The 25474-nt window shown below is 30.7% G+C and carries 27 protein-coding genes and 1 pseudogene; 2 read left to right on the top strand and 26 right to left on the bottom strand.

The genetic code is table 11. From position 1 onward, the window contains the following. Positions 1 to 315 precede the first annotated feature (315 nt). The 19 genes from Q0739_RS09285 to Q0739_RS09195 all read right to left on the bottom strand — a co-directional run bounded on the left by Q0739_RS09285 (position 316) and on the right by Q0739_RS09195 (position 18006). Positions 316 to 831 carry a hypothetical protein gene (locus Q0739_RS09285; protein WP_298238440.1) on the bottom strand — a complete coding sequence of 172 codons (516 nt, stop codon included), beginning with the start codon at positions 829 to 831 and terminating at the stop codon, positions 316 to 318. 160 nt (positions 832 to 991) lie between these two features. Further along, positions 992 to 1747: a hypothetical protein gene (locus Q0739_RS09280; RefSeq protein ID WP_298238439.1), complete on the bottom strand. Its 756-nt coding sequence runs from the start codon at positions 1745 to 1747 to the stop codon at positions 992 to 994. A gap of 144 nt (positions 1748 to 1891) precedes the next feature. Further along, on the bottom strand, positions 1892 to 3457 hold the full coding sequence (locus Q0739_RS09275; RefSeq protein WP_298238438.1) for a hypothetical protein: 1566 nt from the start codon (positions 3455 to 3457) through the stop codon (positions 1892 to 1894). A gap of 408 nt (positions 3458 to 3865) precedes the next feature. Continuing rightward, entirely contained in the window at positions 3866 to 4240 is a 375-nt protein-coding gene (locus Q0739_RS09270) for a GerW family sporulation protein (protein ID WP_298238437.1), read from the bottom strand. A 10-nt stretch (positions 4241 to 4250) separates the two neighbouring features. Next, complete coding sequence (locus Q0739_RS09265; protein ID WP_298238436.1) at positions 4251 to 4706, bottom strand: hypothetical protein; 456 nt, start codon at positions 4704 to 4706, stop codon at positions 4251 to 4253. A gap of 328 nt (positions 4707 to 5034) precedes the next feature. Further along, positions 5035 to 5277 carry a cation transporter gene (locus Q0739_RS09260; RefSeq protein ID WP_298238435.1) on the bottom strand — a complete coding sequence of 81 codons (243 nt, stop codon included), beginning with the start codon at positions 5275 to 5277 and terminating at the stop codon, positions 5035 to 5037. 320 nt (positions 5278 to 5597) lie between these two features. Then, the gene (locus Q0739_RS09255; RefSeq protein WP_298238434.1) at positions 5598 to 6497 is read right to left on the bottom strand and encodes a universal stress protein; all 900 of its coding nucleotides are present in this window, start codon (positions 6495 to 6497) and stop codon (positions 5598 to 5600) included. Positions 6498 to 6558: 61 nt separating this feature from the next. Next, positions 6559 to 6834 carry a TfoX/Sxy family protein gene (locus tag Q0739_RS09250; protein WP_298238433.1) on the bottom strand — a complete coding sequence of 92 codons (276 nt, stop codon included), beginning with the start codon at positions 6832 to 6834 and terminating at the stop codon, positions 6559 to 6561. A 3-nt stretch (positions 6835 to 6837) separates the two neighbouring features. Beyond that, the gene (locus Q0739_RS09245) at positions 6838 to 7539 is read right to left on the bottom strand and encodes a CPBP family intramembrane glutamic endopeptidase (RefSeq protein WP_298238432.1); all 702 of its coding nucleotides are present in this window, start codon (positions 7537 to 7539) and stop codon (positions 6838 to 6840) included. 254 nt (positions 7540 to 7793) lie between these two features. After that, on the bottom strand, positions 7794 to 8291 hold the full coding sequence (locus Q0739_RS09240) for a nicotinate-nucleotide adenylyltransferase (protein ID WP_298238431.1): 498 nt from the start codon (positions 8289 to 8291) through the stop codon (positions 7794 to 7796). Positions 8292 to 8559: 268 nt separating this feature from the next. Continuing rightward, complete coding sequence (locus Q0739_RS09235) at positions 8560 to 8748, bottom strand: DUF2892 domain-containing protein (RefSeq protein WP_298238430.1); 189 nt, start codon at positions 8746 to 8748, stop codon at positions 8560 to 8562. Between the two features lie 11 nt (positions 8749 to 8759). Beyond that, positions 8760 to 9065, bottom strand: a complete 306-nt coding sequence (locus Q0739_RS09230; RefSeq protein ID WP_298238429.1) for a hypothetical protein — start codon at positions 9063 to 9065, stop codon at positions 8760 to 8762. A gap of 97 nt (positions 9066 to 9162) precedes the next feature. After that, a complete protein-coding gene (locus Q0739_RS09225) occupies positions 9163 to 12357 on the bottom strand; it encodes an efflux RND transporter permease subunit (RefSeq protein WP_298238428.1) in 3195 nt (1064 codons plus the stop codon). 125 nt (positions 12358 to 12482) lie between these two features. After that, complete coding sequence (locus tag Q0739_RS09220; RefSeq protein WP_298238427.1) at positions 12483 to 13562, bottom strand: efflux RND transporter periplasmic adaptor subunit; 1080 nt, start codon at positions 13560 to 13562, stop codon at positions 12483 to 12485. Positions 13563 to 13662: 100 nt separating this feature from the next. Continuing rightward, positions 13663 to 14973, bottom strand: coding sequence for a TolC family protein (locus Q0739_RS09215; protein WP_298238426.1), 1311 nt, complete (start codon positions 14971 to 14973; stop codon positions 13663 to 13665). A 38-nt stretch (positions 14974 to 15011) separates the two neighbouring features. Then, a complete protein-coding gene (locus tag Q0739_RS09210) occupies positions 15012 to 15434 on the bottom strand; it encodes a DUF4405 domain-containing protein (protein WP_298238425.1) in 423 nt (140 codons plus the stop codon). A gap of 11 nt (positions 15435 to 15445) precedes the next feature. After that, complete coding sequence (locus Q0739_RS09205) at positions 15446 to 16420, bottom strand: hypothetical protein (protein WP_298238424.1); 975 nt, start codon at positions 16418 to 16420, stop codon at positions 15446 to 15448. A 347-nt stretch (positions 16421 to 16767) separates the two neighbouring features. Then, positions 16768 to 17421, bottom strand: a complete 654-nt coding sequence (locus Q0739_RS09200) for a DUF6799 domain-containing protein (RefSeq protein WP_298238423.1) — start codon at positions 17419 to 17421, stop codon at positions 16768 to 16770. 111 nt (positions 17422 to 17532) lie between these two features. Beyond that, positions 17533 to 18006, bottom strand: coding sequence for a hypothetical protein (locus Q0739_RS09195; protein WP_298238422.1), 474 nt, complete (start codon positions 18004 to 18006; stop codon positions 17533 to 17535). Between the two features lie 136 nt (positions 18007 to 18142). On the opposite strand from Q0739_RS09195, the gene Q0739_RS09190 reads away from it, so the two are divergent. Both Q0739_RS09190 and Q0739_RS09185 read left to right on the top strand, forming a co-directional pair. Next, complete coding sequence (locus Q0739_RS09190) at positions 18143 to 18544, top strand: hypothetical protein (protein WP_298238421.1); 402 nt, start codon at positions 18143 to 18145, stop codon at positions 18542 to 18544. Positions 18545 to 18622: 78 nt separating this feature from the next. Then, on the top strand, positions 18623 to 20713 hold the full coding sequence (locus tag Q0739_RS09185; RefSeq protein ID WP_298238420.1) for a TonB-dependent receptor: 2091 nt from the start codon (positions 18623 to 18625) through the stop codon (positions 20711 to 20713). A 156-nt stretch (positions 20714 to 20869) separates the two neighbouring features. Here the strand turns inward: Q0739_RS09185 and Q0739_RS09180 are convergent, their stop codons facing one another. The 7 genes and pseudogenes from Q0739_RS09180 to Q0739_RS09150 form a co-directional block, all read right to left on the bottom strand. Continuing rightward, positions 20870 to 21178: a hypothetical protein gene (locus tag Q0739_RS09180; RefSeq protein WP_298238419.1), complete on the bottom strand. Its 309-nt coding sequence runs from the start codon at positions 21176 to 21178 to the stop codon at positions 20870 to 20872. 267 nt (positions 21179 to 21445) lie between these two features. Further along, positions 21446 to 21613 (bottom strand): annotated as a pseudogene (locus Q0739_RS09175) (DnaJ domain-containing protein); the annotation flags it as partial. Between the two features lie 68 nt (positions 21614 to 21681). Then, a complete protein-coding gene (locus Q0739_RS09170) occupies positions 21682 to 22356 on the bottom strand; it encodes an ABC transporter ATP-binding protein (RefSeq protein ID WP_298238418.1) in 675 nt (224 codons plus the stop codon). 1 nt (position 22357) lies between these two features. After that, the gene (locus Q0739_RS09165) at positions 22358 to 23620 is read right to left on the bottom strand and encodes an FtsX-like permease family protein (protein WP_298238417.1); all 1263 of its coding nucleotides are present in this window, start codon (positions 23618 to 23620) and stop codon (positions 22358 to 22360) included. After that, positions 23620 to 24699, bottom strand: coding sequence for an efflux RND transporter periplasmic adaptor subunit (locus tag Q0739_RS09160; RefSeq protein WP_298238416.1), 1080 nt, complete (start codon positions 24697 to 24699; stop codon positions 23620 to 23622). The genes Q0739_RS09165 and Q0739_RS09160 overlap by 1 nt, the downstream gene beginning before the upstream one ends. A 12-nt stretch (positions 24700 to 24711) precedes the next feature. Then, positions 24712 to 25011 (bottom strand): thioredoxin, encoded by a 300-nt coding sequence (gene trxA, locus Q0739_RS09155; protein WP_298238415.1) that lies wholly within the window; start codon positions 25009 to 25011, stop codon positions 24712 to 24714. Positions 25012 to 25015: 4 nt separating this feature from the next. Further along, positions 25016 to 25438, bottom strand: coding sequence for a hypothetical protein (locus Q0739_RS09150; RefSeq protein WP_298238414.1), 423 nt, complete (start codon positions 25436 to 25438; stop codon positions 25016 to 25018). Positions 25439 to 25474: the final 36 nt, after the last annotated feature.

Raw genomic sequence — 25474 nt, 5'->3', positions numbered from 1 at the left:
TTTCGTGTCGAATTTCTTTTTGGTTTATTAATTCAGATATTTTATCAATATACGGTTTCATCTAATGTTGCCTAACGTTTATGTATAAGATTAGTGCGGTTTTGTGTGCGAGGATTTTCCGTAGGAAAATCAGATGTAGCAAAACAGGACTAATCGCTGGATTAAGCACAGATCCAAGCATTAATTTTATACTTTGTTACCACACGTTTTTTTAAATTTTAAAATCAATTATTATGTCAAAATATTACAATAAAACTTTAATCAAACTAAACAATTATTGTCGGGTGTTTTGGGCTTGGATTGGATTCATATTTTTTATGTCCATACTAATCTGTCCAGAACTTCTCCTAAAGACCATCCAATACCTATGCAAGTAAGAACAACCCACCAATATTTTTGTATTAAACTTATGAGTTTAAGTTTTTCTGTCAAGTCTCTTATTCGGTCATTTTGTTCTCGAATAGTTTCCTCGTATTGTAACTTATCTTTTTGTAAAAGTTTAATTTCTAAATCAAGCGATTCTTTATCTTTTTTAAGGTCAGAGTCAGACTTTAAATCAGATTCGATTTTAGTAAATCCACCATTTTTTAAGAAACGCTCTGTTAAGCCTGTAATATTAATACAAGGATTACCAGTTAAGTATATTTCAAGAACCTCATATCCTGAATTATCAATGTATTTTATTAAAGACATTATTTCGTCTTCATTAAAGTCAGTAAAAAGTTTATTTTCTAATTCATATATAAATGTATATCCATTGTCTGTTTTGTTCTTTTCTAAACAATATTTTAGGATTGAATCTAAATTTTTTCCGTTTATAATATCGTCCATAGGTTTGAGTGAGTTCAAATGTGTGGTAACGGTCCAGTATAAGAATAGTTGCGTGGTTAAGTCACTAATTTAGTAAACAAAAACTAGCCATAGGAAAATCCGCAGGATTTTCCGAGTAGGCAAGTACAAGCAATTATTTTTATACATTGTTGGCATTTCGTTATTTTTTTACAGATTCTATGGTGCACCTTTTATCAATTTCTAAAGCTTTATCGCTTATCATAAATCCGTCTTCCATAATTTTGTTTATGGGGAGTTTGCGGTATTCTTTAATCATACAATCACAGTATTTTTCTATATCATTTGTATTTTCAAATTCTGTTCCGATTAATTGTTTTTTTAGTTTTTCTTTCATCGAGTTCGCTAAATTATTTGTCCACTCCATTTTGACTGATTTCATGCAATTTTCAAACCCAAGTTCAAGAAATATTTGACTTTTTTGTATTTCAGCTATGACTTTTAAAAAGTCATCATTTTCCAATTTTCTTCTATATTTTGATTTTAAAGTTGAGTCGTTTAATACTTTTTCAGCAAAACACTTGCAATATGATAAACGTTCTTGTTTATCGGGTATAATTCTCTGATTCCCATCCATGCATTTACCTAAAGGAACTGTAATTCCATTGATTTCAGCAAAGTTGCTAGGAATCACTTTGGAGCCTAAACTTACTATTACGAAAAATGCAAGAGCCACAAATGAGATAATAAAAAATTTCAAGAATTCGAAAGACTTAAATTTTAATTTTCTTTTTGAAAATCCACTACCAATTAGCCAAGTACTTAAAAGAAGCAAAAGCAATATAGCTATTAAAATTCCGATATCATAAGGAGTGTCTAACTGTCGGCTAGCATTTAGGTATTCTTTTCCAGCTCCATAAAGCAATAAAAATCCGATAATAATTTTAAATGTTTTCAAATGTTTGTTTTAATGAATGCCAACTCGTTATATAGTAACTTTTATTACCGATATCCCGTAAATAAGTCAGGTTATCATAAGTTTTTTGTTACTGTTATCCTGTAAATATAATTAATCTTTCTGACAGAATTAACTATAAAAACACTAATCATCTTCTGGAAAAGTAATATGCTGATAAGCTCCTATATCTGGAGAAGCTGTTCTGTTTACATTTAAAATATCCACTGGAACTTGTGTTGCAAATGTTTCTAATCCCATATTTATCGCAGCAGATTCAGCGCCTATAATTAGCATGTTTTGCTCTGTGTCTTTAAAATTAGGGCCTTCATTAAAAATATTGCCTTCGTAATGATTGGTATCGGTCAAATTGTAATTTGGACCTGTAAAATTATCATTGTTGTCTTCAAAACGAATTAGACAATTAGTGAATTTAAAATTAAAAACGACTGCATCATCTTCAATTTCATCTAGTAAAATTTCAGGATTGTCATTTCCGTAGATAATACAATTATTAAAATTTGCTTCAACTAGATCTGTAATCGTAGCGTTATTGTCTTCATCTAAAACAAAATTGTTTAGCAAAACAGAAGGTAGCTGCCTAAAACCATTTGACCAATAATTGGCAATGGTACAATGTGTTAAATTATATTTACCCCCTAGAGTACCTGCAAACGAAGACTGACCAGCATTATTAATAACCAAATTTTCTGCCGATATCGATGTATTTCGACCAAGAATACCAAAACTACTTGAATTATATATTTGGGAATTTTTGATAGTTAGTTTGTCGTTTACCTCATCAGGATTTCCATCACATAAAACGCCTACTAATGCGTTTTTAATTGTGGCGTAATTAATAATAGTATTAATACTACCGTCAAGTAACCAGATGGTTCCCCATTGTCCAGGTACATTAGAGAAATTTGGTTCTAAGCGATCACCTTCAAAAATCACTTCATTTTCTAGTAGCTCTTGATCTGTACTATGGCTTCCATTAACTTGTAGCGAGGCACCGTTAGATACAATTAGACCTGAGTTATCATGAAAATGTAAGCGTGATCCAGCTTCAATGGTAAGTGTTTCACCAGTTGGTACAGTTGCAAAACCATAAATAACATAAGGTTTGTCATTAGTCATGGTCAATTCTGATGCTATTAGTTCTCTACCTTGTAACTCGGTTTCTATCTGTTCCCCACCAATGTCTAAAGTGAGTGTTTCTATAACTTTCGTTGCATTATCTCTTTCTGGATAAATAAATACTGCATCTTTTACAAGCGTGACAAGTTCAACTTCTTGAAGATTTGCACCAGCATCAAACTCTATTTGGTCTGTATAAAGATAGTTACCATCAGGATTTGGGAAGTTATTAATATTGATGGTAGTTTCTACGAAAATAAAAATACTATCCTTAGCAAGAATTTGGATGTCGTTAAATTCTTTGCCAGTTAAACCATCGACGTTTAATCGGTATTCAGAATTTTGCCCAAGTCCTAATTTTATAGATGGTATGAGAATGTCGTCATCACTTCTATTATACACCTTTAAATTATATGTGCTTGAGCCTATATTTGTAAAAATAGTATCTAAATATACTGTGTCTTTTGAGAATTCGAGTGAACCTGTACTAGTATAAAATTCAAAATCTTTACGACAAGAACTCCAAATAATTAGAAAAACTAGTGTGAATAAAAAGTAAAAACTACGTTTCATTTTGTAAAATTAATTGAAAGGCTAAAAATATAACTTTTGAAAGGATGAATTAGTATACTTTTTAATTAATTATATAGATTAGTTTTTTAAATTATAATTTAATTTTATTGAGTTAAAAGATTATTGATTTTAAATTTACCAATAATTTGTTTGGAGAAATATTTAACTTAGTAAGTATACTTAAAAAGATAAAACCTTGAATGTTATTAGGTGTTAAGGGGTTAAGTAGAAGAAGAGTAACTTTATGTAAACTTTGTTTTTTAGGTTTTTAGGATGATAAAAAATAGCTTTGAATTTGATTATAATAAAGGATGAATGGGCTATAATTTAATATCAGGCTGAATTTGTTTGATTTTATGATTAAAAAAACAATTAGCCTGATTATAAATTGCTAAATAGTAATAATAATTAAACGGGTGCCTCATCTTTACTTCTTTTCTCAATAACCTTTTCAATTAAGTCTGGTACTTTTTCAAAAGCAGCGGCAAGCCCATGAGTTTTACCAGCGTCAATAAAAGAAATTTCTTCGTCTTTTGTTACCAAGAAGCCTATAGGTTCAATACCAATGCCAGCTCCAGCTCCAGCTCCTTGACCTTTACGACCTTTTGTTTTAGTTTCCATTCCTTCACCTCCACCAGAACCAAAGCCTATGCCTACTTTAATTACTGGAACGCATTTAAATTGTCCTAATTCAAATTGTTGGCCAACAACAGTCTCTGTTTTGGCTTCTGTTTTTATAAAGTCAGTAATCTGACTTAATAATTCTTCAAAATGTAAATCCATAATGTATTATTTAAAAGTTAATAAATGATTTAATAATATTTATTGGTCTGTTTTTAACTAGTAAAATCAATTGATTCTGTCCTTGAAAATTAATATGACAATTACATCCATTGTAATTCAATAAACCAAACAGCGGATATAATTTGGCATTCAAAATGTAATTATCCGTATCAATATTTATTAAAAAGTGCGTTACTCTAAATGTTTTTGTCATTCTTAAAATCTTCTTTATAAGAAACTTTCTTTTAGGTTTTGGCGAATAACGTTTCTTTTTGTTAAGCTTATTTTTTGCTTGTGCTTTTAGAGGGTACAGGTAGAAATTAAAAATCAATATTTTTAACCGTATTCTAAATATTTCCTGTTTATGTTGTTCTAAATTTGCTTTTGCAAGCCCTTGCAGTTTTATATAATACTGGTTAGATGTTGTATCAATAAAAATGGTTATTGGAATTAATAGTAGTGCCACGATAAAAGCCAAAATTAGTAGTAAACAAACATAAAGTATCATGACTCAATTTTGTTTTAAAGTAGTAAAGGATAAACATTGTAACAATGATATTCATCAATTTATACCAAATTTTATAAATGAAAGTTTCAATTATAAATTGTAATAGGTGTTAACTTTTATTTAGCCAATCATTCACATTCAAATCATATATGATAATAATTTTTATACATAGCCAGCGTGGTATTAAACGACTCCAACACTTGCTACTTTAATATCTATACAACCGTTAGAATATATTTTGTTTTAGTAATTAAATTAATAGTGTGTTGTATTAATTACTTGATTCTTAATTTATTAATTTTGATTTTTTAGCGAAAGTGTTTTTTTCTCCATATGGAGGATACCCTATTCTAGAAAGTGTTTGTTTTACTATGGCAACATCTTCTTTTGTTTCATGCTCAAAGGTTACAGTAGCATATTGAAGCTTAATTGTGATGTTATAAATATTTTCTAAATCAGAAAGTTTTTTTATAATGATTGATTCGCAATCAGCACATTTTAAGTGTTGTATGTACAATGTCGTTTTCATTGTTATGTTTTTCTATGCTAATAAAGATACACGTGGAGGTGAAAATTGGAAATGATATGCATCAGTTTAAAGAGACATTTTTAGCCAATTCTGTGTATTTATTCTGGTGCGATAGTTAATAGAGTTTGTATCGTTGTTTTTGCGTTTCTCAAGTGAGATGTTTAAAAAAAAGGAGGCTGCCTTAAAAGTAGCTATTACGAGAAACTTTTTATTTTGAAGTAATCTAATAATAAATAACTCGAACTTTCAAGATTCCTTCACTTAAGTTAGTAATGACGCCTTTTTTGGACAGCCCCATAACCTTTAATTTAGAAGCCTACTTAACCAAAGCTTAGTGTTTTTTTATAATTATTACACAGAGCATTTTCGTTTTGAAGTTTTGCACTATGCTTATTAAAAGCGAGTAGAGGGATTTTTAATGATACTTCCATGTCTTTCACTAAATCTTTATGAAAAATATTAGAAAAACTCCAATTATGTTTGCGTTCTAACATAGCTAACATACTGGCTTTTTCATTATTTAAAACACTATGTAAGCCTGATTTAATACTGGTAGAAGCAATGGTTTTAAAGGCTATTTCTGGATAAGAAACCTCGTTTAAAAGTGTATTCTTAAATTGCTTCATATACTCTTTAACAGGGTATTCATCTGTTTTATAAACATGTATAACTTCTATAAGTGCAGAAAATGGTTTAGCAATTTCTATTAGTTTTTGAATGGATAGTATGTCGGCTGCCTCAAAATCTGTAGCATATACTATCGTAGATATTGTATCATAAACTAAGCTGTTAGGGACAATTAACAATGGCATTTCGATGGTATCTAAGAGTGTATTTGCAATATTACCAGAAAAGTAACCTCTAGCACTATGTTTATCTTTCATGCCTATAATAATTAAATCTGGGCTTAGTATTTTAGAAAGACGCAGAATACTTTCAGAAACCGAATTGTTCTCAATAACATGAGTTATAACAGGTTTTTGATGAAATTCGTTTTTAAGATGAGTTTTACAGTAACTATCTACAAGTTCTATTTGTTCTTGATGCATTCGCTTTTTAAGCAAGTCTAAGGGTTGGATGGTTGAAAATGCAATGGGAGGAAAATTATATACATGCAAAATATGTAAATTAGCATTCATAATAAAACTTAAACGATAAGCATACTTTAGCGAAGAAGCATCATTTTTGGTACAATCTGTGGCATATATTATTGTTTTCATGTTGACAAGTTTTTAACTTAACAAATCTAGCATACTTGCAGTTTTTTTTAAATGATATTTATCAGGATATTGTTTTTATTTTTTCCAAGGTTTTATAATAATTGCTTAATTCTTGTTTTTTTTTATTGTCTAGTCCGTGCCATCTTATGCCTTGTATAGCGCCTTCTATGGCATAAAGCATATTTATGCAAGTACCACTATTTTCAATTGTTATAATTTTAGCTATTGCATTTTTACTGCCAATTTTTTTTAGCATTTTCTCATTTTCGATTCCAACGGAATTCAATTTTTTAGCAAGCGTTTTTCCAATGTTTGGTAAATTAGTTAATTGTTTCATTTTTTAACTTTGAAATTGCACAATAAAAAAAGCAAACTGTATGCCGTCATAGAGTGCGTGAGATATGACTAACGGTAACAATCTTCGGTATTTATAAAAGTAAAAACTCATAATAACACTTTTAAGTCCTATAGAAATTATTCCAGCAGTTCCTTGATATAAGTGTGCTATCCCAATTAGGGCAGAGGCTAAAAATATTGCAACAATATGCCAATTTTTGTTGTCATTAATGTTCCACAAGCATTTTAATAAGAATACTCTAGATAGTTCTTCAAAAAGAGCAATGCCAATCCATAAAACAGGACCAAACCAAATAATGATTAGCAAGGGGTTATTTGCCAAAGTTATTATTGTATCTATCAATTCTGTATTTGGTGGATTATTATTTGGTATCCATTGGTAAAGCGTCATTCTTTCTAAAAAAAACATTAAAAAATAGATTGCCGTTAAACCTAAAGCTACTAAGGTATCCCAATACCAAGTTCCTTTACCAGAATTAAAAGTTTCTTTAAATGTGTCCCTTATTAAGTATTTGTTAAGCGCTAAAATTAGAACGCATAAGCCGCCACCAAAAATCAATGGATATACAATCATATCAGTTGTCGAGAAATTTTCAGTTTGTGTTAGTCTATACCAAATCATTATAATATTGATTGGTAAAATTGCAATACAGATTGCTAAAATATTTCGAAACGTTTTATTCATGTTTTTAGTTTCTTCAAATAGCTTATGACTATTTGTAAATGAATTAAAAGGCAATGCTCCGCTTCATCATCATCTTAATAATAAGTAAGAGAGGTTGTATAAACTTTGTTTTCTATAAATAGATAAATTACCTGTGTCATTATTTTTTAAGCGGTAAGCTTTTAATCTTTCATTTTAATTTTTTATCAATAACATTTAAGAAAAGTATCTTCAAATAGCTTGAAAATACTTTTCTAGTAGCTTGAAACAAGTTATTATAAAAAATCTCCATTGTCATCAACTTTAATCTTAATACGCTTGTTGCCGTTTTCAAGAGTAAGTTTGTAAAGCTTTTTTAATTTACCAGAATTATGGTAATTAACCAGATATGCATTTTTAGATATGGCCCAATTTGGAAATCTAGTAGACACAGATTCCAAAACAGATTCAGGTAAATTGATGTTTTTGTATCTTTCTATTGTTCTTAGTAAATTACTTTCCGAATCATAGGAAGCTAATATTTTTCCTTCAGGAATTACAAAGTAAACTTCATATAAATCATATTCATCTGCATAGATATCTAATTCTTTTACATTAAAGTCACTCACTTTTAAATGTAGTTCTTCTACTGGCATAGCGGCTTCTTTAGAGTTTACATCACTTAAATATTTGTAGTTATGGACGATGTATACCGCAGGAAACGTTTCGGAGCCTTGAGCATAAACTTGGGTGGTTAATCCTAATAAAAATAAACCAAGCATTAATTTTTTCATGATAATAACTTTTTGGTTAATATGAAATAAAGTTAAGCCCATAAAGTAGTGTAGGCAATGATGCTCATCAGTTTTGGAGATAATTATGAAGTGTATGTTAATGCTTCTTAAACCTCCGTTTATCTCTTAAAGACCAATATTGAAGTTTTTAAATGTGAGCATGCCTCTTTTTGATTTTTATAAATATACAATGGGTAAATTTTATAAAAAATGAGGAAAATAAGTCTAAAAGCCTGTTAGCATTAATGAAAATTATAACATTGTAATATCAATCTTTCACTTTAAATATTTTTTCTAAAATAGTATCCATTAAGCACCATTTTGTAATTGATGATTGTAACAAATTTGCACCTACAAATGCTGTAAACCATAACCAATTTATATTAACATAAATAGCAAGTAATAAACTTGTTAATATAAAAGTTCCTGCCACGGCTCTAACAATTCTATTTTTCATAATGATAAGTTTTAAATATGCTTCTCAATAGGTAATACAACCGCTTTTATAGGGTTGTTGGTTTCTAAATTTTTATTAAATAGTTCTATTAAGTTAAATAGATTTTCGATGTGACTCTCATTAGTAAAAGAAAAAAATAATTGCGACTCGTTGCCCACCGCTTCACTAGGAAACCAACTAGATGTTCTTAAAACAGATGGTGCATTTTTATAACCATCAATATCATGACTACTAAAACTTTCTATGTTAGCCTTTTTAAATAACTTTAGAACATCTTTTTGAAATTCCTCTACTGCTGTAACAATTACTAATTTCATTTTATTTATAATTTTTAAATTGTTTGGTCGAGCTTAGTAGAGACCTGTTTAAATTCTATTAACGAGAAGTAGTTCTCGACTGTGCTCGAACGGACAACTATTTATAGTTTTTGCGCTCAATCATATAATAAACCAAAGGCACTACCAATAGAGTTAAAAACGTACTTACAATGGTACCACCCATTAGTGAAATGGCTAAACCTTGAAAAATGGGATCAAATAGAATTACAAATGCACCAATAACAACCGTTCCAGCAGTTAACAGTATGGGTGTGGTACGCACTGCTCCAGCTTCAATTACAGCTTGTTTTAATGGAATGTTATCGGCTAACCTTAAGTTTATAAAATCGATAAGTAATACCGAATTTCTTACCATAATACCAGCAAGTGCAATCATGCCAATAAATGAAGTGGCTGTAAAAAATGCGCCCATAAGCCAGTGCCCTAAAACAATACCTATCAATGATAGGGGTATGGCAACCATCATAACCACAGGTGCTTTAAAGTTTTGAAACCACCCGACTATCAAGATATAAATGATAATAATAACCCCTAAAAAGGCTATTCCTAAATCCCTAAAAACTTCTAAAGTTATTTGCCATTCTCCGTCCCATTTTACGGTGTAATTGTCTTCAAAATCGGGTTGATTTAAATATAATTCGTTCATTTTATACCCTTCAGGAAGTTTAATATCTTTTAATTTTTTTTCCATGTCAAGTATCACATAAACAGGGCTTTCTAACGTACCTGCCATATCTGCCATAACATAAACCACTCGCTTTTGGTTTTTTCTGTAAATACTCTTGGCTTTTGTATTTTGTTGAACAGTTACCAAATTGCCAATAGGAACCATATACCCATGATTTGATTTTACTTTTAATTGAGAAATATCTTGAATGGTAGATTTTTCTTTTTCATCTAATGCTAAAACCAAACCTACTTGAGTTGTAGCATTTTCATCATATAAATTAGTAACCGCTTTATTAGACAATGCCATATTCATGGTATATACAATCTGCTCTGGCGTAACACCATATAGCATAGCTTTTTCTTTGTCGATTATAAGTTTGTATTCTACTTGGTCTGCCTCAAACATCCAATCGACATCCACAACATCGGTAGTATTTTTTAGAATATTCTGCACTTTATTTGCTACTTCAATTTGCGCATCATAATTAGGCCCGTAAACTTCTGCAACAATGGTTGAAAGTACTGGTGGCCCTGGTGGCACCTCTACTAATTTTACATTGGCTTTATACTTTTGGGCTATTTTTTGAATGTCTGGACGCATTAATTTTGCAATATCATGACTTTGTAGGCTTCGTTCTTTTTTATCGGTAAGATTTACTTGAATATCTGCCATATTACTACCGCCACGTAAGTCGTAATGACGTACCAATCCGTTAAACGTAATAGGGGCAGAGGTTCCCACATAGTTTTGATAATTTACCACTTCTGTTCTGGAAGATAAATATTGCGCTATTTCTTTGGTTACAGTAGCCGTACGTTCTAAGGTGCTACCTTCAGGCATATCGATAACTACTTGAAATTCATTTTTATTATCAAAAGGCAACATTTTTACCGCCACTAATTTGGTGAAAAATAGTCCCACAGAACCCATAAGTAATAAAAATGTGATACCTAAAAACAACCATCGTGTTTTCTTGTTTTCAATTAATGGAGTTTCAAATTTTGAATATACCTTGTAAATGAAACCATCTTCTATAGGCTTTTTAACTTTTTGTTTACCTCCTTTTTTATCTTTCTCACGCAAGAAAATATAGCCCAAATAAGGCGTAATGGTTAAGGCTACAAATAATGATAATAGCATCGCTAAGGAGGCACCAATAGGCATAGGACTCATATATGGCCCCATTAACCCAGATACAAAAGCCATGGGTAATACAGAGGCTATTACTGTAAAAGTTGCTAATATAGTAGGGTTTCCTACTTCGTTTATGGCATATAGAGCTGCTTGTTTAAAGGGAAGCCGTTTCATTTTAAAATGCCTATGCATATTTTCGGCTATGATAATAGAATCGTCCACCACAATACCAGTTACAAATACCAAAGCAAATAATGTAATTCGGTTTAGTGTATAATCAAGCATATAGTAGCTCAATAAGGTTAAAGCAAACGTAATGGGAACAGACAAGAATACAACCAAGCCACCACGCCAACCCATAGCTAGCATAACTACAAGTGTTACCGCTATAATTGCGCCAATAAGATGCATCAATAATTCGGACACTTTATGTGAAGCCGTTTCGCCATAATTTCTTGTAACTTCAACATGCACATCATCTGGGATCAAGTTGGTTTTCAAGTGTTCTACTTTATCAATAATTATATCCGAAATTTTCATGGCATCTGCGCCTTTTCGTTTAGCAACTGAAATGGTTACTGCTGGATATTCAGAGTTATATGTAGTCACTTTTTCGCTAGCTTGACCAAAGCCTAAGGAGACATAATTTGTTGGTATTTCGGGACCATCAATAATGGTGGCAATCTGTTTTAAATAAATAGGTTGGTTTTGTTGAACACCAACTACTAGGTTTTCAACATCTACAACGGTTTCTAAAAATTTACCTGTAGACACTAAAAATTCAATATCATTTTTATCAAAATTTCCTGCACTTAACTGTTGGTTGTTAGCTTTAATCATTTTAGAAACCGATAAAAAATCCAGTCCGCTTTCTGCTAATTTATCTTTGTCCAACACCACTCGTAATTGTCTATTTCTACCACCTATTTTTTGGGTTGCAGAGACATCGCTAACTTTTTCTATTTCGTTTGTTAATTCTTCTGCGATTTGTTTTAATTGATAATCGTCATAGGTTTCACTCCAAAGTGTTAAGCCTAAAACAGGCACATCATCAATAGCACGTGTTTTTACTAATGGAAATGTTACGCCCTTAGGCATTTGATCCATATGCTTGTTAATTTCATTATACAATTTCACAAATGAACGTTCAATATCTTCACCCACATAAAATTGCACAATTACCATCCCTTGTTCTTGCATCGAAGTAGAATACACATATTCTACGCCTTTAATATTCGAAATTAACTTCTCTAAAGGTTTTATAACCCGAGACTCAACTTCGGTAGGGCTTGCTCCAGGATAACCAATAAAAATATCAGCTATAGGCACATCAATCTGTGGTTCTTCTTCACGCGGAATTAAAAACGAACTATACACGCCAATAACCATGAATACTATCATGAGAAGTACCGTAAGCTTTGAGTTTATAAAGTTTTTGGCAATCTTTCCTGCTAAACCTTCTTTCATAATTTAAAGCCCTTTTAATTTCCCTACAAAGGAAAACTGATATGGATTTTTTTAATTAATACTTGTCTTTTTATGTCTTATCCTTACAAGGTTTTTAAATCCTTGCAGAATATACTTGTAACTGCTTACTGAATACTAATCTTTGCGCCATTAAATAGTTTTCCATCTGCTGATACTATATAGGATTCATTGGTTGATAATCCAGATAGTACTTCTATGGAATCACCATATGTTTTACCCAAACGTAACCAACGCAATAGTGCTGTATTATTTTGACTTACTGTATAAACCCCAGATAATTGTCCCTTATTTACAATAGCATTTTTAGGTATTAAAACCATTTCTATTTGTTCTGGGTTTTCAAAAGGAAATAACACGGTAACAAACATTCCAGATAAAATATTGGCATTCGTTTTATCTAATGCTATTTTAGTTAAGTATTGACCACCAGTATTTTTAGCAGATGTACTTATCTCGGTTACTTTTCCTTTTAAAGCTTCATCAATAGATTTTGCTAGAATATCAACTTTAGTGCCTTTTTTTATTTTAGAGATTTCATTTTCTGGAATCATGGCAACCACTTCAAAAGCATTAGGCGTTTCAATAGATATTAAAGGTGCTCCCATATGTGTTATATCTCCTTTTTTAACAAATTTTCCAGTTATTATTCCATTGAATGGTGCTGAGATATTGGCGTACGCAAATTGTGCATTAACTTCATTTTTTATTTGATTAGCAGCTTCTAAACGTGCTTTAGCCATTTCATAATTAGCAGTAATATCATCAAGCTCTTTTTGAGAGGCACTATTGTTTTTGAATAAATTTTTAAATCTGGTAAAGTCTTTTTCGGCATTTATAAATGCGGCAGTGGCTTCTGTAATACTAGCGTTAGCTTGAGCTTGTTTAGCCTGTAAGTCTACATTATTAATTGAAATAAGTCGTTGGCCTTTGCTAACTTTATCGCCAACATTTACATGGACTTGAGTTACAAACCCCATGATTCGGGTACTTAAATCGGCGTTATAAACCGATTGAATTTTGCCACTAGCAGACAAAAACGATCCCCTTTTATTAACTGAAACCTTATCGACTTTAACGTTAATTATTGGCGAATTATCTGCCAATATTTTTTTATCATCGCTACCACAACTAGCCATAAATATGGATGCTAAAATTATAGTCAATATGTATGTGTATTTTTTCATTTTGAATTTATTTTTAATACCTACAAGCTTTTTAAAATCATGCAGAATAATCATTTTTATTTTCTGAATGAATACTGCAACAGTTTACAGTATTCTATTGTTATTCTTTAGTTAAAAAATCTAAATATACTTGAGCATAATTGTATTCATAAATGGTTTGATAATACTCCAACTCTTTTTGAGAATATTGGGTTTCTGCTAATAATAAATCGGATGTTTTCTCAAGACCTTCTTTAAATCTATCGATTCTAATACGTAATGCTTCTTCAGATTGCTGTAATGCTAAAGAGGTTAACTTTAATTTATTTTCAGCATCTAATAAAGCTCGCTTTGCTTTTTTTAATTCCAATTGACTTTGCGTTACATATTGCTTATATTGAATTTTTGATTTTTCATATTCAGCCTTACTTTTTTGGGTTTTACCAAAGCGTTTATAACCTTCAAAAAGTGTCCAATTTAGTTGTGCTCCAATAATGTAGCCGTTAGCGTCTCCTTTAAAAATATCATTGTCATATAACTCATAACTTCCAAAGGCATTCAATGTTGGCAGAAAGGTTAACTTGTCGGCTTTACTCAAGTTTTTGAATGCATTAGAAGCCAGTTCCATGGCTTTAATGTCTGCTCGGTTTTTGGAAACTTGAATATTGTTTTTGGAATTTATTGATAAAATAGTTAAGCTATCAGTAGGTTTATAAATAACATCTTCGCTATCATTAATTAAAAAGGATATATAATTTGAAGCGTTCTTAACATGACTTCTTGCCGTTTGTAATTGGTTTTCGACCTCAATAGTACGTACTTCAACCAATAATACATCTGAACGTTGTAAATACCCTTGTTTAAACTTATCATTGGCTAGTTTTTTATTAGATTTTGTAGCGTTTAGTGTTTTATTTAGCACATTCACAGCTTTATAAGCTAATTGTAATTCCATATATGCCTTTTGAACTTCAAACTCCAAATAGTCTGTGGTACGTTTGGTTTGTAATACCATAGCACCCATTTTATTTTTTGCAGCTTTTCTTTTATGAATACCATCTAAATTGATTAGAGGCTGTTGAATTTCAAAACGGGTAGCATAGTTTTGAGTTGTACTGGGGTTGTTTAATAAATTGGGATTAAAATCATTTTGTGTTAATATTGATTGATTCAATTTAGATCCAAAAGCCATTAAAGGATTGGTGGTAGAAATGCCTGTGTACGTCATTGAAATATTTGGTAAGAATACTGCGTTAGTCTGTCTATAATCGGCTTTTGCTAAATTGAAGTCTTGTCTTGAAATTTTTAGATTTTGATTGTCTTTAATTGCTCTACCCACTACTTCAGACTGAGAAATAGGTTTAAGTTGTTGCGCCTGAAGTAGTATAGAGCTTAAAAAACCAACCAAAAATATTTTTATATTTTTATTCATTGAGATTCAAGTTTCTAAACAAAATTAGAGGTGTTTTTTTATAAGGGTGTAACTATTGTTACTTGTTGGCCATTATTTTTTTTAACAGATTTAACTTTTGGTTCAATAAAGAATGAACCAAAAATTAAAAGCAAGCATAAGAATAGAAAGGCTAGGGCTACTATCTTTTTTGTTAAAGGTTGTGCAATAAGTTTTTTATAAACACCAACAATAATTTTCCAATGCAAAAAAATATGAACAATAACCAAAGCCAATAAAACTAAGCCTAAGATAAGGTGTAGTGTTCCCCATTCATGTCTGTCCATTCCAAGCCAATAAAGCTCAACATTATTACCGTATTTTACCCAGCGTTCTTTACCTGGAATTAGTATGTATTTTATAAGAAAACCTGTGCCAATAATAGCTGACATGCATATAGACATAACAGTATTAATAGTGAAATTTAAAACAGGTTTTTTCATGTCATAGTTTATTAAAACATATAACTAGCACCAATTAAACAATAGAATGTACTTTTTAAATCTTCTTGATATATAGTATCATTAGTAGTTAATGTAGCAGGGTTTTGTGGAATAGCCCAAACTGGTGAAAATGTTATAGCTACGGGTTTATTTACATACCAAATAGGTAAACTGAATTCAAAAGCCATAAGTCCAAATTTTTCATTTTCATTTAATTTCAATGTAGTTGTTTGTATTACTGTACCATTACCTTGACCAGTACCTTGACCAGATCTTGAACCCGAACCCGAACCATTACCCGAACCCGAACCATTACCCGAACCAGAGCCATTACCACCTTCAAAATAGGTGTTTATATAATATTCTTCATAAAAGTTTTGAGAGCCAAGGTATATACCAGCAGTTGGAGATATTTGAAATCTTTGATTTTTGGTAATAAAATCATGACTTATTTCCGAGGATATAATAATGTCAGCATCACTGTTACTATTAAAAAAAGTAATTCCAGATACTGTCAAGTTTATAATATTAAAATCATAACTAAACATTGCTGTTATATCTGCTTCAACTTCAGAAATAACATTATAACTATCGTCATTAAAAAAGTATTTTGTAAAAGACACATCCCCTTCAAATTTTTTCTTGGTGAAATTGTATCCAATTGTGCCTAAAAATAAATCAATTCTACTTGAGCTAGATTTAGTAAGATACGAAAATGAACTTGAAGCGTAGAGCCCAGATTTATTGTAATACATAATGGATGGGTATAAATATGGTGCACTAACAGAATCTTTTCTTCCTAAAAAAACAGCATCATTTATAAAACCTAGGCTTAATGAAAAATAAGACGAATCTTTATCTTTTGTTTGAAGTTCTGTTTCTGGATTGTCTTGTGGTTCTGTATCTGGATCATCTTGTGTAAATACAGCAGTACTCCATATAAAAAGCGAAATAAAACTAATAAGTTTAAGTGTTAGAGGTTTCATGACTCATATTTTTAAAATTAGAGACAAAGGGTTTATTTTTTGCATAAACCCTTTGTTGTTAATGATTAAAGTGAGTTCGACATAAGTTTCAAAAAAATAAAAACCAAAAAATTACTGGCAGGCAATGATTTTGTAACATAGGCAGAGCGAAGTTGTGAGCCTTTCGACTGTGCTCAAGATAAACTTAGAATACCTCATTTAAGTGAGATTCCTCCTCACAAACTACGCTTGGTATCTTCAAACAAAGTATATTTTGTTTTCGATAGTGTTTGGAATGACACCGTTGCTATATTGAAATAATTTAAAATATTGATTGTCAATATTTTAATATAACGAACTCAGGTTAATTAACTTACCCCTCGCTTTTTGTTTGTTTTTTTTATCAACTTTTTTTGAACCTTATTTTTCATTTGAGGTTTGTTTACATTCATTTTTCTGTGCTGATAAGTGTTTTTAAAAATTTTGCCATTCATGTTTAAACATTCGCCATCTTTTAAACGTAATTGTTTTTTAGCTTTGGTTTGATAGCTTCCATCGGGATTAATAACGGTTCCATTATTAAGCTTTAATTGTTGACGAACTTGATTTTGAGACTGATTTTTAATTTGATACGCTTCGTTATCAATTATCATTATTTGGTATCTGTTTTGGTTGCGTTCTTTTACTTGTGCTTGTGTTAAGCCCTTGTTTTCTTGTTGTACTTTATAGCGATATTGGTATTCATTACGGTATATAACACCATCATTATCTAAACATTCGCCATCTCTCAAACGTAGCCTAACATGATCTTTGGTTTCAAAACTTCCATCTGGATAAACTACTGTTCCATCATTTAAGGTTATCTTATCTCTTAACCTAATTTGATCGCGATCTCTAATTTGTAAAACATCACCATCAACAAACATCACACGATCTCTATCTCTATCCTGTACTTGATCTTGTGCCTTTAATGTGGTAATACCTAAAGCGATAAGCAATACCACTAAAACTATTTTCTTCATAATCTTTTATATTTATTAATTATAGACTAATGTAATTTTAAAGTAGTATCATTACAATGATATGCATCAGTTTGGCATATAATTATCATACAATATATAATTACATAAAGATTACTTTATGCTTCTTCTATTTATCATCCCCCTTTTGCGCCAACCACTCCATACGGGATAGCCGTTATTATCTCTTAATTTAAGTTCTAAATTTTCTTTTATAACATGCATCGCAATAATTGCAGGTGCATTTTTGTATGCAATTCTTGAACCTGTAATGGTAACATTATTGTCTTTTATAAATTGTATATCTTGATTATCCAAGTACCACGCTGGCCCTAAGTGTACAGAAATGATTTCAGACTTTGTCTTTACTTTTAAATGAATACCATAGGACATGTTTTTTTCTATTAAAGTTCGCTTTACGGTAAGCACTTTACCTTTTAAAGTTTCGACTGTTTTTGGATTGAATAATCGATTGTAGTTAGAGTTTCGTCCCCAACCCGTGTTTCCTTGTTGTGCAAAAACATCTGTATTTGCAGTTAAGACTATTATTAGTGATATTAATAGTGCTTTTAATGTTAAAAATTTCATGACTTTCAATAATTTTAATTTATAAGAATAAAGGTAGTTTGGGAGCAATCTAGCTACAATGATATTGCTCATTTTTAATTTTCATTTAGCAAAACTTATAATGAGATAAAGTGACTTTTGTCACATTATAAAATTTATGAAACAATTAAGTTTGTACGTCATGAAAATAGGTAACATTATCATTTCTTTTTTGTTGGCAATAATCTTATTGTTCAATACTCTGCATATAACGGCTACTTATGCATATTATACTATTGATATGGTAGGTTTTATCGAAAATTTATGTGAAAATAAAGACAAACCAGAATTGCAATGTAATGGTAAATGTCATTTAAAAAAAGTATCTCAATCTCAAAATAAAGAACAAAAAATCCCAGAAAGTATTATCGATTTTAAAGAGCTATTGCTGTACTCAAATACGGCTATAGATTACTCATTTTCACAACAAAAAACTTCAACAAAACAATTGGAAATAGCATATCTAAACCTATATGCTTTTTCAAGAATAAAAGCCTGTTTTCACCCTCCACAAGTATAGTCTGCTTTTTAGATTTTATGCTCAACTGTTTCAAAACATTGAGCCTATTAATTTTAAACAACTTATAAATTTTATATAATGAAAATATTTTATAGTGTGCTTTTCTGTGCACTTATTTCAGCTATATCATTTTCTCAAGAAAAAAACGATAAAGCAAAAGATACTATCACACAAAAGCGAGTAAGACTTGATGAGGTTTTAATTACCGGAAATGTAAAAACAGACCCTGTCTTAACATCAATTTCTAATAATTATGTTGAAAAAGTAGTTCAGCCAAAAAACGTAGCCGATTTGTTTAACGAAATAAATGGTTTTTCTGTAATAAAAAGAGGGAACTATGCTATAGACCCCTCGTTTAGAGCGTCTCAATACGAACAACTCAACATTCAATACGATGGAGGAACAAAGGCAATGCATGCTTGCCCCAATAGAATGGACCCTATAACAACTCATATTATTCCTGAAGAAATTTCAAGAATTGAAATTATAAAAGGCCCTTATACGGTACGCTACGGAGCCACTTTTGGAGGTATTATTAATATGGTAACACATAAACCAGATTACTTGGGTAGGGGGTTTCAAGGAAAAGTTTCATCTGGATTTGAAAGTAACGGAAACTCTTTTGTAAACATGGTTCAACTGCAATATATAGAAGATAAATATGATGTAGTTGGAAATGCAGGTTATAGAGATTTTGGAAACTATGAAGATGGAAGCGGAACAGAAATTCCATCATCTTTTAAAAGTACAGATTATGGTCTAAGATTAGGTTATAACTTTACAGAAAATGAGCGTTTACAAGTACATTGGAGGCAATCCTTTGGACGCGATGTATTACACGCTGGTTTACCAATGGATACAGACTATGATAACAGTAGCATTTTATCTTTAGATTATAAAATCTCTGATTTGGGAAAAACAATAAAAAGTTTAACCGCAAAGGCCTATTATAGTTATGTAGGCCATTTAATGACTAATTATCAAAGACCATCATTTATGAAGATGGAAGCGTCTTCGGCTGTTGAAGCTACAACTGTTGGAGGGAAATTAGAATTAAATTGGCAGCCAATAAATAAACTAAATCTTTTTAGTGGTTTTGATGCTATGCATATCGCTAGAGACGGTAATAGAACACGATTAGTTAAAATTATGAATGGTAACCCGCTACCTATGCCAATGATGTTTATAGATAAAGTTTGGCAAGATTCATACGTTGATGATTTTGGTGTGTTTACAGAAGCAAAATGGTCTGTAAGTCAATCAACTATATTAACCGCTGGTTTGCGTTATGATATGGTATTGTCTAACATTAAAGACCCAGAAGTTAATTTTGCTGCGATGTACAATTTAAAAAAACGTACAGAAAATAATGTAAGTGGTACTATTTCTGTTAAAAAACTAGTTTCAAATAATTTTACTTTAGAAGCTGCTTATGGTCGTGGAGTACGTTCGGCTAATATGATTGAGCGATATATTAATCATTTTACTGTAGGACAAGATTCTTATGAATATATTGGAAATCCAGATTTAGATGCTGAAGTGAATAACCAGTTTGAAATTGGTTTTAAAGGACGCTCAAACTTAAATAGCTTTAAATATGCAGCATCGTTTTATTATGCTGCTTTTGAAAACTATATTGTAGCTGTAGTTGACGAAAATTTAAGCAGAAAGTATATGCCAATGGCAGAACCTAAGCATCCTAAAGTTTTTAAAAATTTAGATGAAGCTTATAAAACAGGATTTGAAGCCATGACACAAATTGATTTCTTAGAAGATTTTTATTTTAAAACAGAATTGGCTTATGTATATACAAAAAATAAAGACTTAAATGAATCTTTACCGCTTACAGCTCCTTTTACAACTAAGTTTTCTCTTGGTTTAGAAAAAGAAACATACTGGGCTAATGTGCAATATAATTTAACAAGTAAACAGGATAATATTTCTAGAAGTTTTGGTGAAACAAAAACGGATAGTTACCAAACATTAGATATCCGTTTAGGTGTAAAACCATTTATTAATGTAACGTTTGGTGTGGCAGCTTTAAATGTTTTTGATGAAGCTTATAACAACCATTTAAACTTCTCTTTTACAAATCAAGCAGAATTTGGAAGAATACCAATTACAGACCCTGGGAGAAACTTAACAGCATTTCTTCAATATAAGTTTTAAATAAATATTCCCCGATGCAGAGCCTTCGGGGAATTGTTTTTATTCTGGACAAGGCAACATGATACACTACCAATATTGATATTAGCCTTACACACCATTTTATCTCTAGCTAACAAACTAGCAATTTTACATATACTTTGTTGGCAGTAGTTGTTTTTAATTAACCAGTTCAATTGATTCAATAGTAATCCCATTGTTACAATATTCATTAGATTCAGACCAATTCAATTTAACAGATAGAGGAAACGTTGAATTTTGTAAATCAATATTTGAGTTTTCAGGTAACTCAGAAAAGCGTTTGTCAGGTTCTTGTCCATCTATATCTATTATCCAACCGCCACAGCAAGCACATAAAGTCATATCGAAACCTGAAATTGTAGCAGATGATTCAAATTGACCTTCTAATTCATCATCATTAATACAGCTTGTAAACATTAATAATCCCAATAAGACTAACAAACTCAATTTTTCAATTTTCATATTTTTCTTTTTAATTATATTTATTAGATGTAGAAAACACGAAATGGTTGCTCGAAATTAATAGAACAACAGTATACTTACATGGAGTTAATTCATTTATTCTAATTTTTTCTGGTTACATAATCTTTGTATGCTTTCCAAATTAAATGTAAGTTAGCCTTTAGTACGAAATGCGCTTTAATACATTTTTGAATAGCCATTAGCCAATGCTCTCCATATTGGTTATATTATGCATGATTATGGTGTTGCTTAAAACCTCGTAGCTTCATTTATTTCTTTAAATTTTTTTTCGGCTGCTTTATCATTGGGGTTTAAATCTGGATGGTATTTGCGTGCTAATTTTCTATAGGCTTTTTTAATATCTGCTTCGGTTGCCGTTTTTGAAATACCAAGTATCTTGTAATAGTCAATAAAAGTCATAGTTGCTGTTATTTTAAATCAAGCTACTATTATTAAAAAATATATAAAATGATATTAATCAATTAAAACTAAGTAATAATCTTGCCATCTGCCATTTGAATAATACGGTCTGTTTTATTGGCAAAATCCTTGTCATGGGTTACAATTAAAAGGGATAAACCTTGTTCATCACTTAATTTTTTGAAAATATTGAAAACGTTTTCAGCATTATGGCTGTCTAAATTCCCAGTAGGTTCGTCGCCCATTATAATTGATGGATTATTTATTAAAGCCCTAGCAATAGCAATGCGCTGTTTTTCACCACCAGAAACTCTTGATGCACGTTTTTTAGCTAAATGCGCTATGTTTAACATTTTTAATTTTTCAATGGCATCGTGCTCTATTTCTTGATGTGATTTTTCGGCTAGTTTTTTAGCAGGAAGCATCACATTTTCTAACACTGAAAATTCAGATAATAAATAATGAAATTGAAATACAAAACCTATGTGCTTATTTCTTATATATGAAAGATGGTTACTGTTTTGATTTGTTACCAATTGATTATTTAAAAGAAGTTCTCCCTTATAATCGGTATCCATGGTTGATAATATATAGAGTAAAGTAGATTTTCCACAACCAGATTTCCCCATGATTGAGGCAAATTCTCCCTTTTTAACTTGAAAATTAATATCCTTTAAAACATGGAATAACACAGGCTTTTTAAAATATTTATTAATATGTTTTGCTTCTAATACAACACGCATTTTATTGACCTCTTATAATTCGAACAGGATCTATTCTCTTAGCTTTCTTTGAAGGTAAATATCCTGCTAAAAAAGTAGATAGCATGGCAAATGAAAACCCAATTATAAAAAACAAAGGATTTATGTTTACAGGATAAGTTTCAACTGTTGGTAAAGCTTCGGTTTGAAAAGGGATAGTACTAATTAAATTTGCTAAACCTAAACCAATAAGAAGCCCTAAAACACCACCTACAAACCCAATAATCATAGCTTGACTCATAAAAATAAGCTGTACATCTTTGCCAGAAAATCCCGTAGCTTTAAGTATGGCTATGTCGTTCATTTTTTCATAGATAAGCATATTTAATATATTATAAATACCAAACCCTGCTACAATAAGTAGTGTAATTGAAACTGCATAGGTAATTAGGTTTCTAATAGTTGTACCTGTTTCAAATTGTGCATTGGCCGTTTTAATATCAATAGCTTTAAGTTTGAATTGCTGTTCTATCTTTTTTGATAATGGGATGGCCTGTTCTATGTTATGAAGTTTTACATTAATATCTGTAATATAATTATTGGCTTTACCTAAAATACGTTGTATGGTTTTTATATTTGTAAAACTTTGAATGGCATCTAAATCGGCAATACCACTTTGATAGAACCCCACAATTTTTAATGGAAAAATGCCCCCACTAATGGGGCTAACCTGTACACGGTCTCCAACTTTTAATGACATCTTTTTTGCAATTCCAATTCCTAATAAAATGCTGTTATCGGTATTTTGTAAAGCTTCGGCAGAACCTTCTACAATATAATCTTCCATATTAAATAATCGTGCTTCATCAACGGGATTTATACCCGTAAGATTACCACCTAACTCAATAGACCCAGCGATGTAAAATATTTGTGTTTTTATTTGCGGAAGTGCACCGCGCACATCCTTATTTTTCTCTAAATAATCAATAATGGGTAAGGCATTGTGAATTTTTTTCTGACTTATTTTTGGTTTTATTGAATGTACTACGTTAAAACTTTTATCTGCATTGTTATATAAGGAAATGGGTTGTTTTTCTGATGGTTCAATTTCATTATAAATATGAATATGTGGTGTTTGGTTTAGTATTAAATTATCTAACATAGCGTTTAATCCCGTCATAAAACATACTAAAGTAATGTAAGACCCAATGCCAAAAGTAACACCAAGTGATGCTATAGCTGTTTGCTTTATTTTGGTTAGCAAATGAGTTTTTGCAATGCTTAAAATGACTTTCCAATTTGTCATTAGTTGGGTGTGTAAATGGGTGTGTCTTTATTTATTCCAGATAGAACTTCTACGAATTCTAAGTTTTGTAAACCGATTTTTATTGGTGTTAATCCGTTATCGGTTTTTACTTTGTCATCACCAACTAAGTATGCTTTAGGTATGGTTAAAATACTATCCTTTTTTGCTATTATAATATTAGCTTCTCCAGATAGTCCAGGGTATAATACCTTTGGTGGATTTTTAAAAATAGCTTCTACCTTAAAGGTTTGGTTGCGTTCATCCTTTTTAGGATAAATCTTTGTCACTTTTCCTGTAAAAACATCACCATTATAAGCATCTAAATGAATAATGATTTCTTGATTTTTAGATATTCGAACAATATCAACTTCATCAACCAACATTTCAATAATAAAATTAGTTGTACTACCAATAGATGCAATAGGTTCAATAGTGCTTACAATTTCCCCAGGTTCTTTATATAAGGCATATACTTTGCCGTTAATATTACTTTTAACTGTAAAATCTTTGGTGGTTATTAGTGCGTTTTGATAGTTGTTTTGTGATTGTTTTACTGCGGTTTGTAATTCATTTTTTGTTCTATCATATTTACTTTGCAAAAGCTTTAAACTGTTTGAAGCCAACTCGTAATTAAGTTTTTTAGTATCGTAGTCTACTTTAGAGCCAATTTTTTGTTCCCATAAATTCTTTTGTCTGTAATAATTAATGGAATCGTTTTTATATTTGAGTTTTGCACCTATAATTTCTTCATTGATACTATTTAAAATTGCAGAACTACCATTATAATTTTCTTTTGCTAATTCTAAAGTGAATTTTGCGTTTTGAGCATTTAATTTAGGGGCGCTATTAATAATTTGAATAATTGGGTCGTTTATAGAAATCGCATCGCCTTCTTCTACAAAGTTTTTGTCAACAATACCAGCTACAATGGCATAGGCTTGATACAAGCTATCGGGTTGAATGGTTACTGAAGAATACACAGATTCAGTTAGATTTCTTACTGTAGGAAGGATTTTGTTACTCGATTTAGAGCAAGAGCATAGGGTGAAAAAGGTGATGAAAATAAAATATAATCTCATATTAATTATTCTTTAAGAATGTTGATTAATAATGGCTATTATTTCGCCTTTTTGTAGTACCCCAGACTGCCGCCAAAGTTGTTTTCCATTTTTAAAAAGCATCATAGTTGGCACCCCTCTAACTTGATATTTCGTAGCCAAAGCTTGATTTTTATCAACATCAATTTTTATAATTTTAATAGTGCCTTCAAGTTCTTTCTTAACATCTTTTAAAATAGGAGCAAGTGTTTTACAAGGGCCACACCAATGGGCATAGAAATCAATTAAAACTGGGGTGTGAGAATTTATAATGGCATTAAAATTACTTTTCATAACTCTATCTTTTTAATTCTATATCTAGTTTAGCCAACATAATAAGTTCAGATTTGTTTAAACCTGAAAACGATGCAGCTATGGCATGAGCCGTTTTTAGTATCAGTTTTTTAATAGCTTCAGTAAACAAAAGCGGATGCTTCTCTTTATACTTCAAAAAATCATCAAAGTACATTTTAGCGTTTAATTTTTCATTTTTGTTCAACCATTCAAAAACATACTCTATTTGGTAAACAGCTTTAGAGTTAAGATCATCTTTAACTATTTCTGCATTTAGCCATTGTTTTTTTACTATTACTTTAAGTTTATTAAATTCTTCATCACGTACTTGTTTATCTGATGCTGCTAGGGCATAAAAAAGCTTACCAATATTTTGATAAAATGTGTGTGTCATTTTCTTTTTTGTGGTCATTTTTACAAAAATCATTTTAATAAAATTACATATTTATATGCTGTCTATATA

Origin of the sequence: uncultured Algibacter sp., from assembly GCF_947487605.1 — a bacterium.
In the GTDB taxonomy this organism is placed as follows: domain Bacteria; phylum Bacteroidota; class Bacteroidia; order Flavobacteriales; family Flavobacteriaceae; genus Algibacter_D.
Note: the sequence above shows the minus strand (reverse complement) of the source record. Positions and strands in the feature narration are given on the sequence as shown.

Excerpts from the sequence above, each read along its gene's own strand:
- Q0739_RS09230 (WP_298238429.1), bottom strand. The coding sequence starts at position 9,065 with ATGAAATTAGTAATTGTTACAGCAGTAGAGGAATTTCAAAAAGATGTT.
- Q0739_RS09225 (WP_298238428.1), bottom strand. The coding sequence starts at position 12,357 with ATGAAAGAAGGTTTAGCAGGAAAGATTGCCAAAAACTTTATAAACTCA.
- Q0739_RS09255 (WP_298238434.1), bottom strand. The coding sequence starts at position 6,497 with ATGAAAACAATAATATATGCCACAGATTGTACCAAAAATGATGCTTCT.
- Q0739_RS09235 (WP_298238430.1), bottom strand. The coding sequence starts at position 8,748 with ATGAAAAATAGAATTGTTAGAGCCGTGGCAGGAACTTTTATATTAACA.
- Q0739_RS09215 (WP_298238426.1), bottom strand. The coding sequence starts at position 14,973 with ATGAATAAAAATATAAAAATATTTTTGGTTGGTTTTTTAAGCTCTATA.
- Q0739_RS09190 (WP_298238421.1), top strand. The coding sequence starts at position 18,143 with ATGAAACAATTAAGTTTGTACGTCATGAAAATAGGTAACATTATCATT.
- Q0739_RS09270 (WP_298238437.1), bottom strand. The coding sequence starts at position 4,240 with ATGGATTTACATTTTGAAGAATTATTAAGTCAGATTACTGACTTTATA.
- Q0739_RS09275 (WP_298238438.1), bottom strand. The coding sequence starts at position 3,457 with ATGAAACGTAGTTTTTACTTTTTATTCACACTAGTTTTTCTAATTATT.
- Q0739_RS09160 (WP_298238416.1), bottom strand. The coding sequence starts at position 24,699 with ATGAGATTATATTTTATTTTCATCACCTTTTTCACCCTATGCTCTTGC.
- Q0739_RS09250 (WP_298238433.1), bottom strand. The coding sequence starts at position 6,834 with ATGAAACAATTAACTAATTTACCAAACATTGGAAAAACGCTTGCTAAA.
- Q0739_RS09150 (WP_298238414.1), bottom strand. The coding sequence starts at position 25,438 with ATGATTTTTGTAAAAATGACCACAAAAAAGAAAATGACACACACATTT.
- Q0739_RS09205 (WP_298238424.1), bottom strand. The coding sequence starts at position 16,420 with ATGAAACCTCTAACACTTAAACTTATTAGTTTTATTTCGCTTTTTATA.
- Q0739_RS09240 (WP_298238431.1), bottom strand. The coding sequence starts at position 8,291 with ATGAAAAAATTAATGCTTGGTTTATTTTTATTAGGATTAACCACCCAA.
- Q0739_RS09210 (WP_298238425.1), bottom strand. The coding sequence starts at position 15,434 with ATGAAAAAACCTGTTTTAAATTTCACTATTAATACTGTTATGTCTATA.
- Q0739_RS09245 (WP_298238432.1), bottom strand. The coding sequence starts at position 7,539 with ATGAATAAAACGTTTCGAAATATTTTAGCAATCTGTATTGCAATTTTA.
- Q0739_RS09285 (WP_298238440.1), bottom strand. The coding sequence starts at position 831 with ATGGACGATATTATAAACGGAAAAAATTTAGATTCAATCCTAAAATAT.
- Q0739_RS09220 (WP_298238427.1), bottom strand. The coding sequence starts at position 13,562 with ATGAAAAAATACACATACATATTGACTATAATTTTAGCATCCATATTT.
- Q0739_RS09195 (WP_298238422.1), bottom strand. The coding sequence starts at position 18,006 with ATGAAATTTTTAACATTAAAAGCACTATTAATATCACTAATAATAGTC.
- Q0739_RS09260 (WP_298238435.1), bottom strand. The coding sequence starts at position 5,277 with ATGAAAACGACATTGTACATACAACACTTAAAATGTGCTGATTGCGAA.
- Q0739_RS09200 (WP_298238423.1), bottom strand. The coding sequence starts at position 17,421 with ATGAAGAAAATAGTTTTAGTGGTATTGCTTATCGCTTTAGGTATTACC.
- Q0739_RS09165 (WP_298238417.1), bottom strand. The coding sequence starts at position 23,620 with ATGACAAATTGGAAAGTCATTTTAAGCATTGCAAAAACTCATTTGCTA.
- Q0739_RS09170 (WP_298238418.1), bottom strand. The coding sequence starts at position 22,356 with ATGCGTGTTGTATTAGAAGCAAAACATATTAATAAATATTTTAAAAAG.
- trxA (WP_298238415.1), bottom strand. The coding sequence starts at position 25,011 with ATGAAAAGTAATTTTAATGCCATTATAAATTCTCACACCCCAGTTTTA.
- Q0739_RS09185 (WP_298238420.1), top strand. The coding sequence starts at position 18,623 with ATGAAAATATTTTATAGTGTGCTTTTCTGTGCACTTATTTCAGCTATA.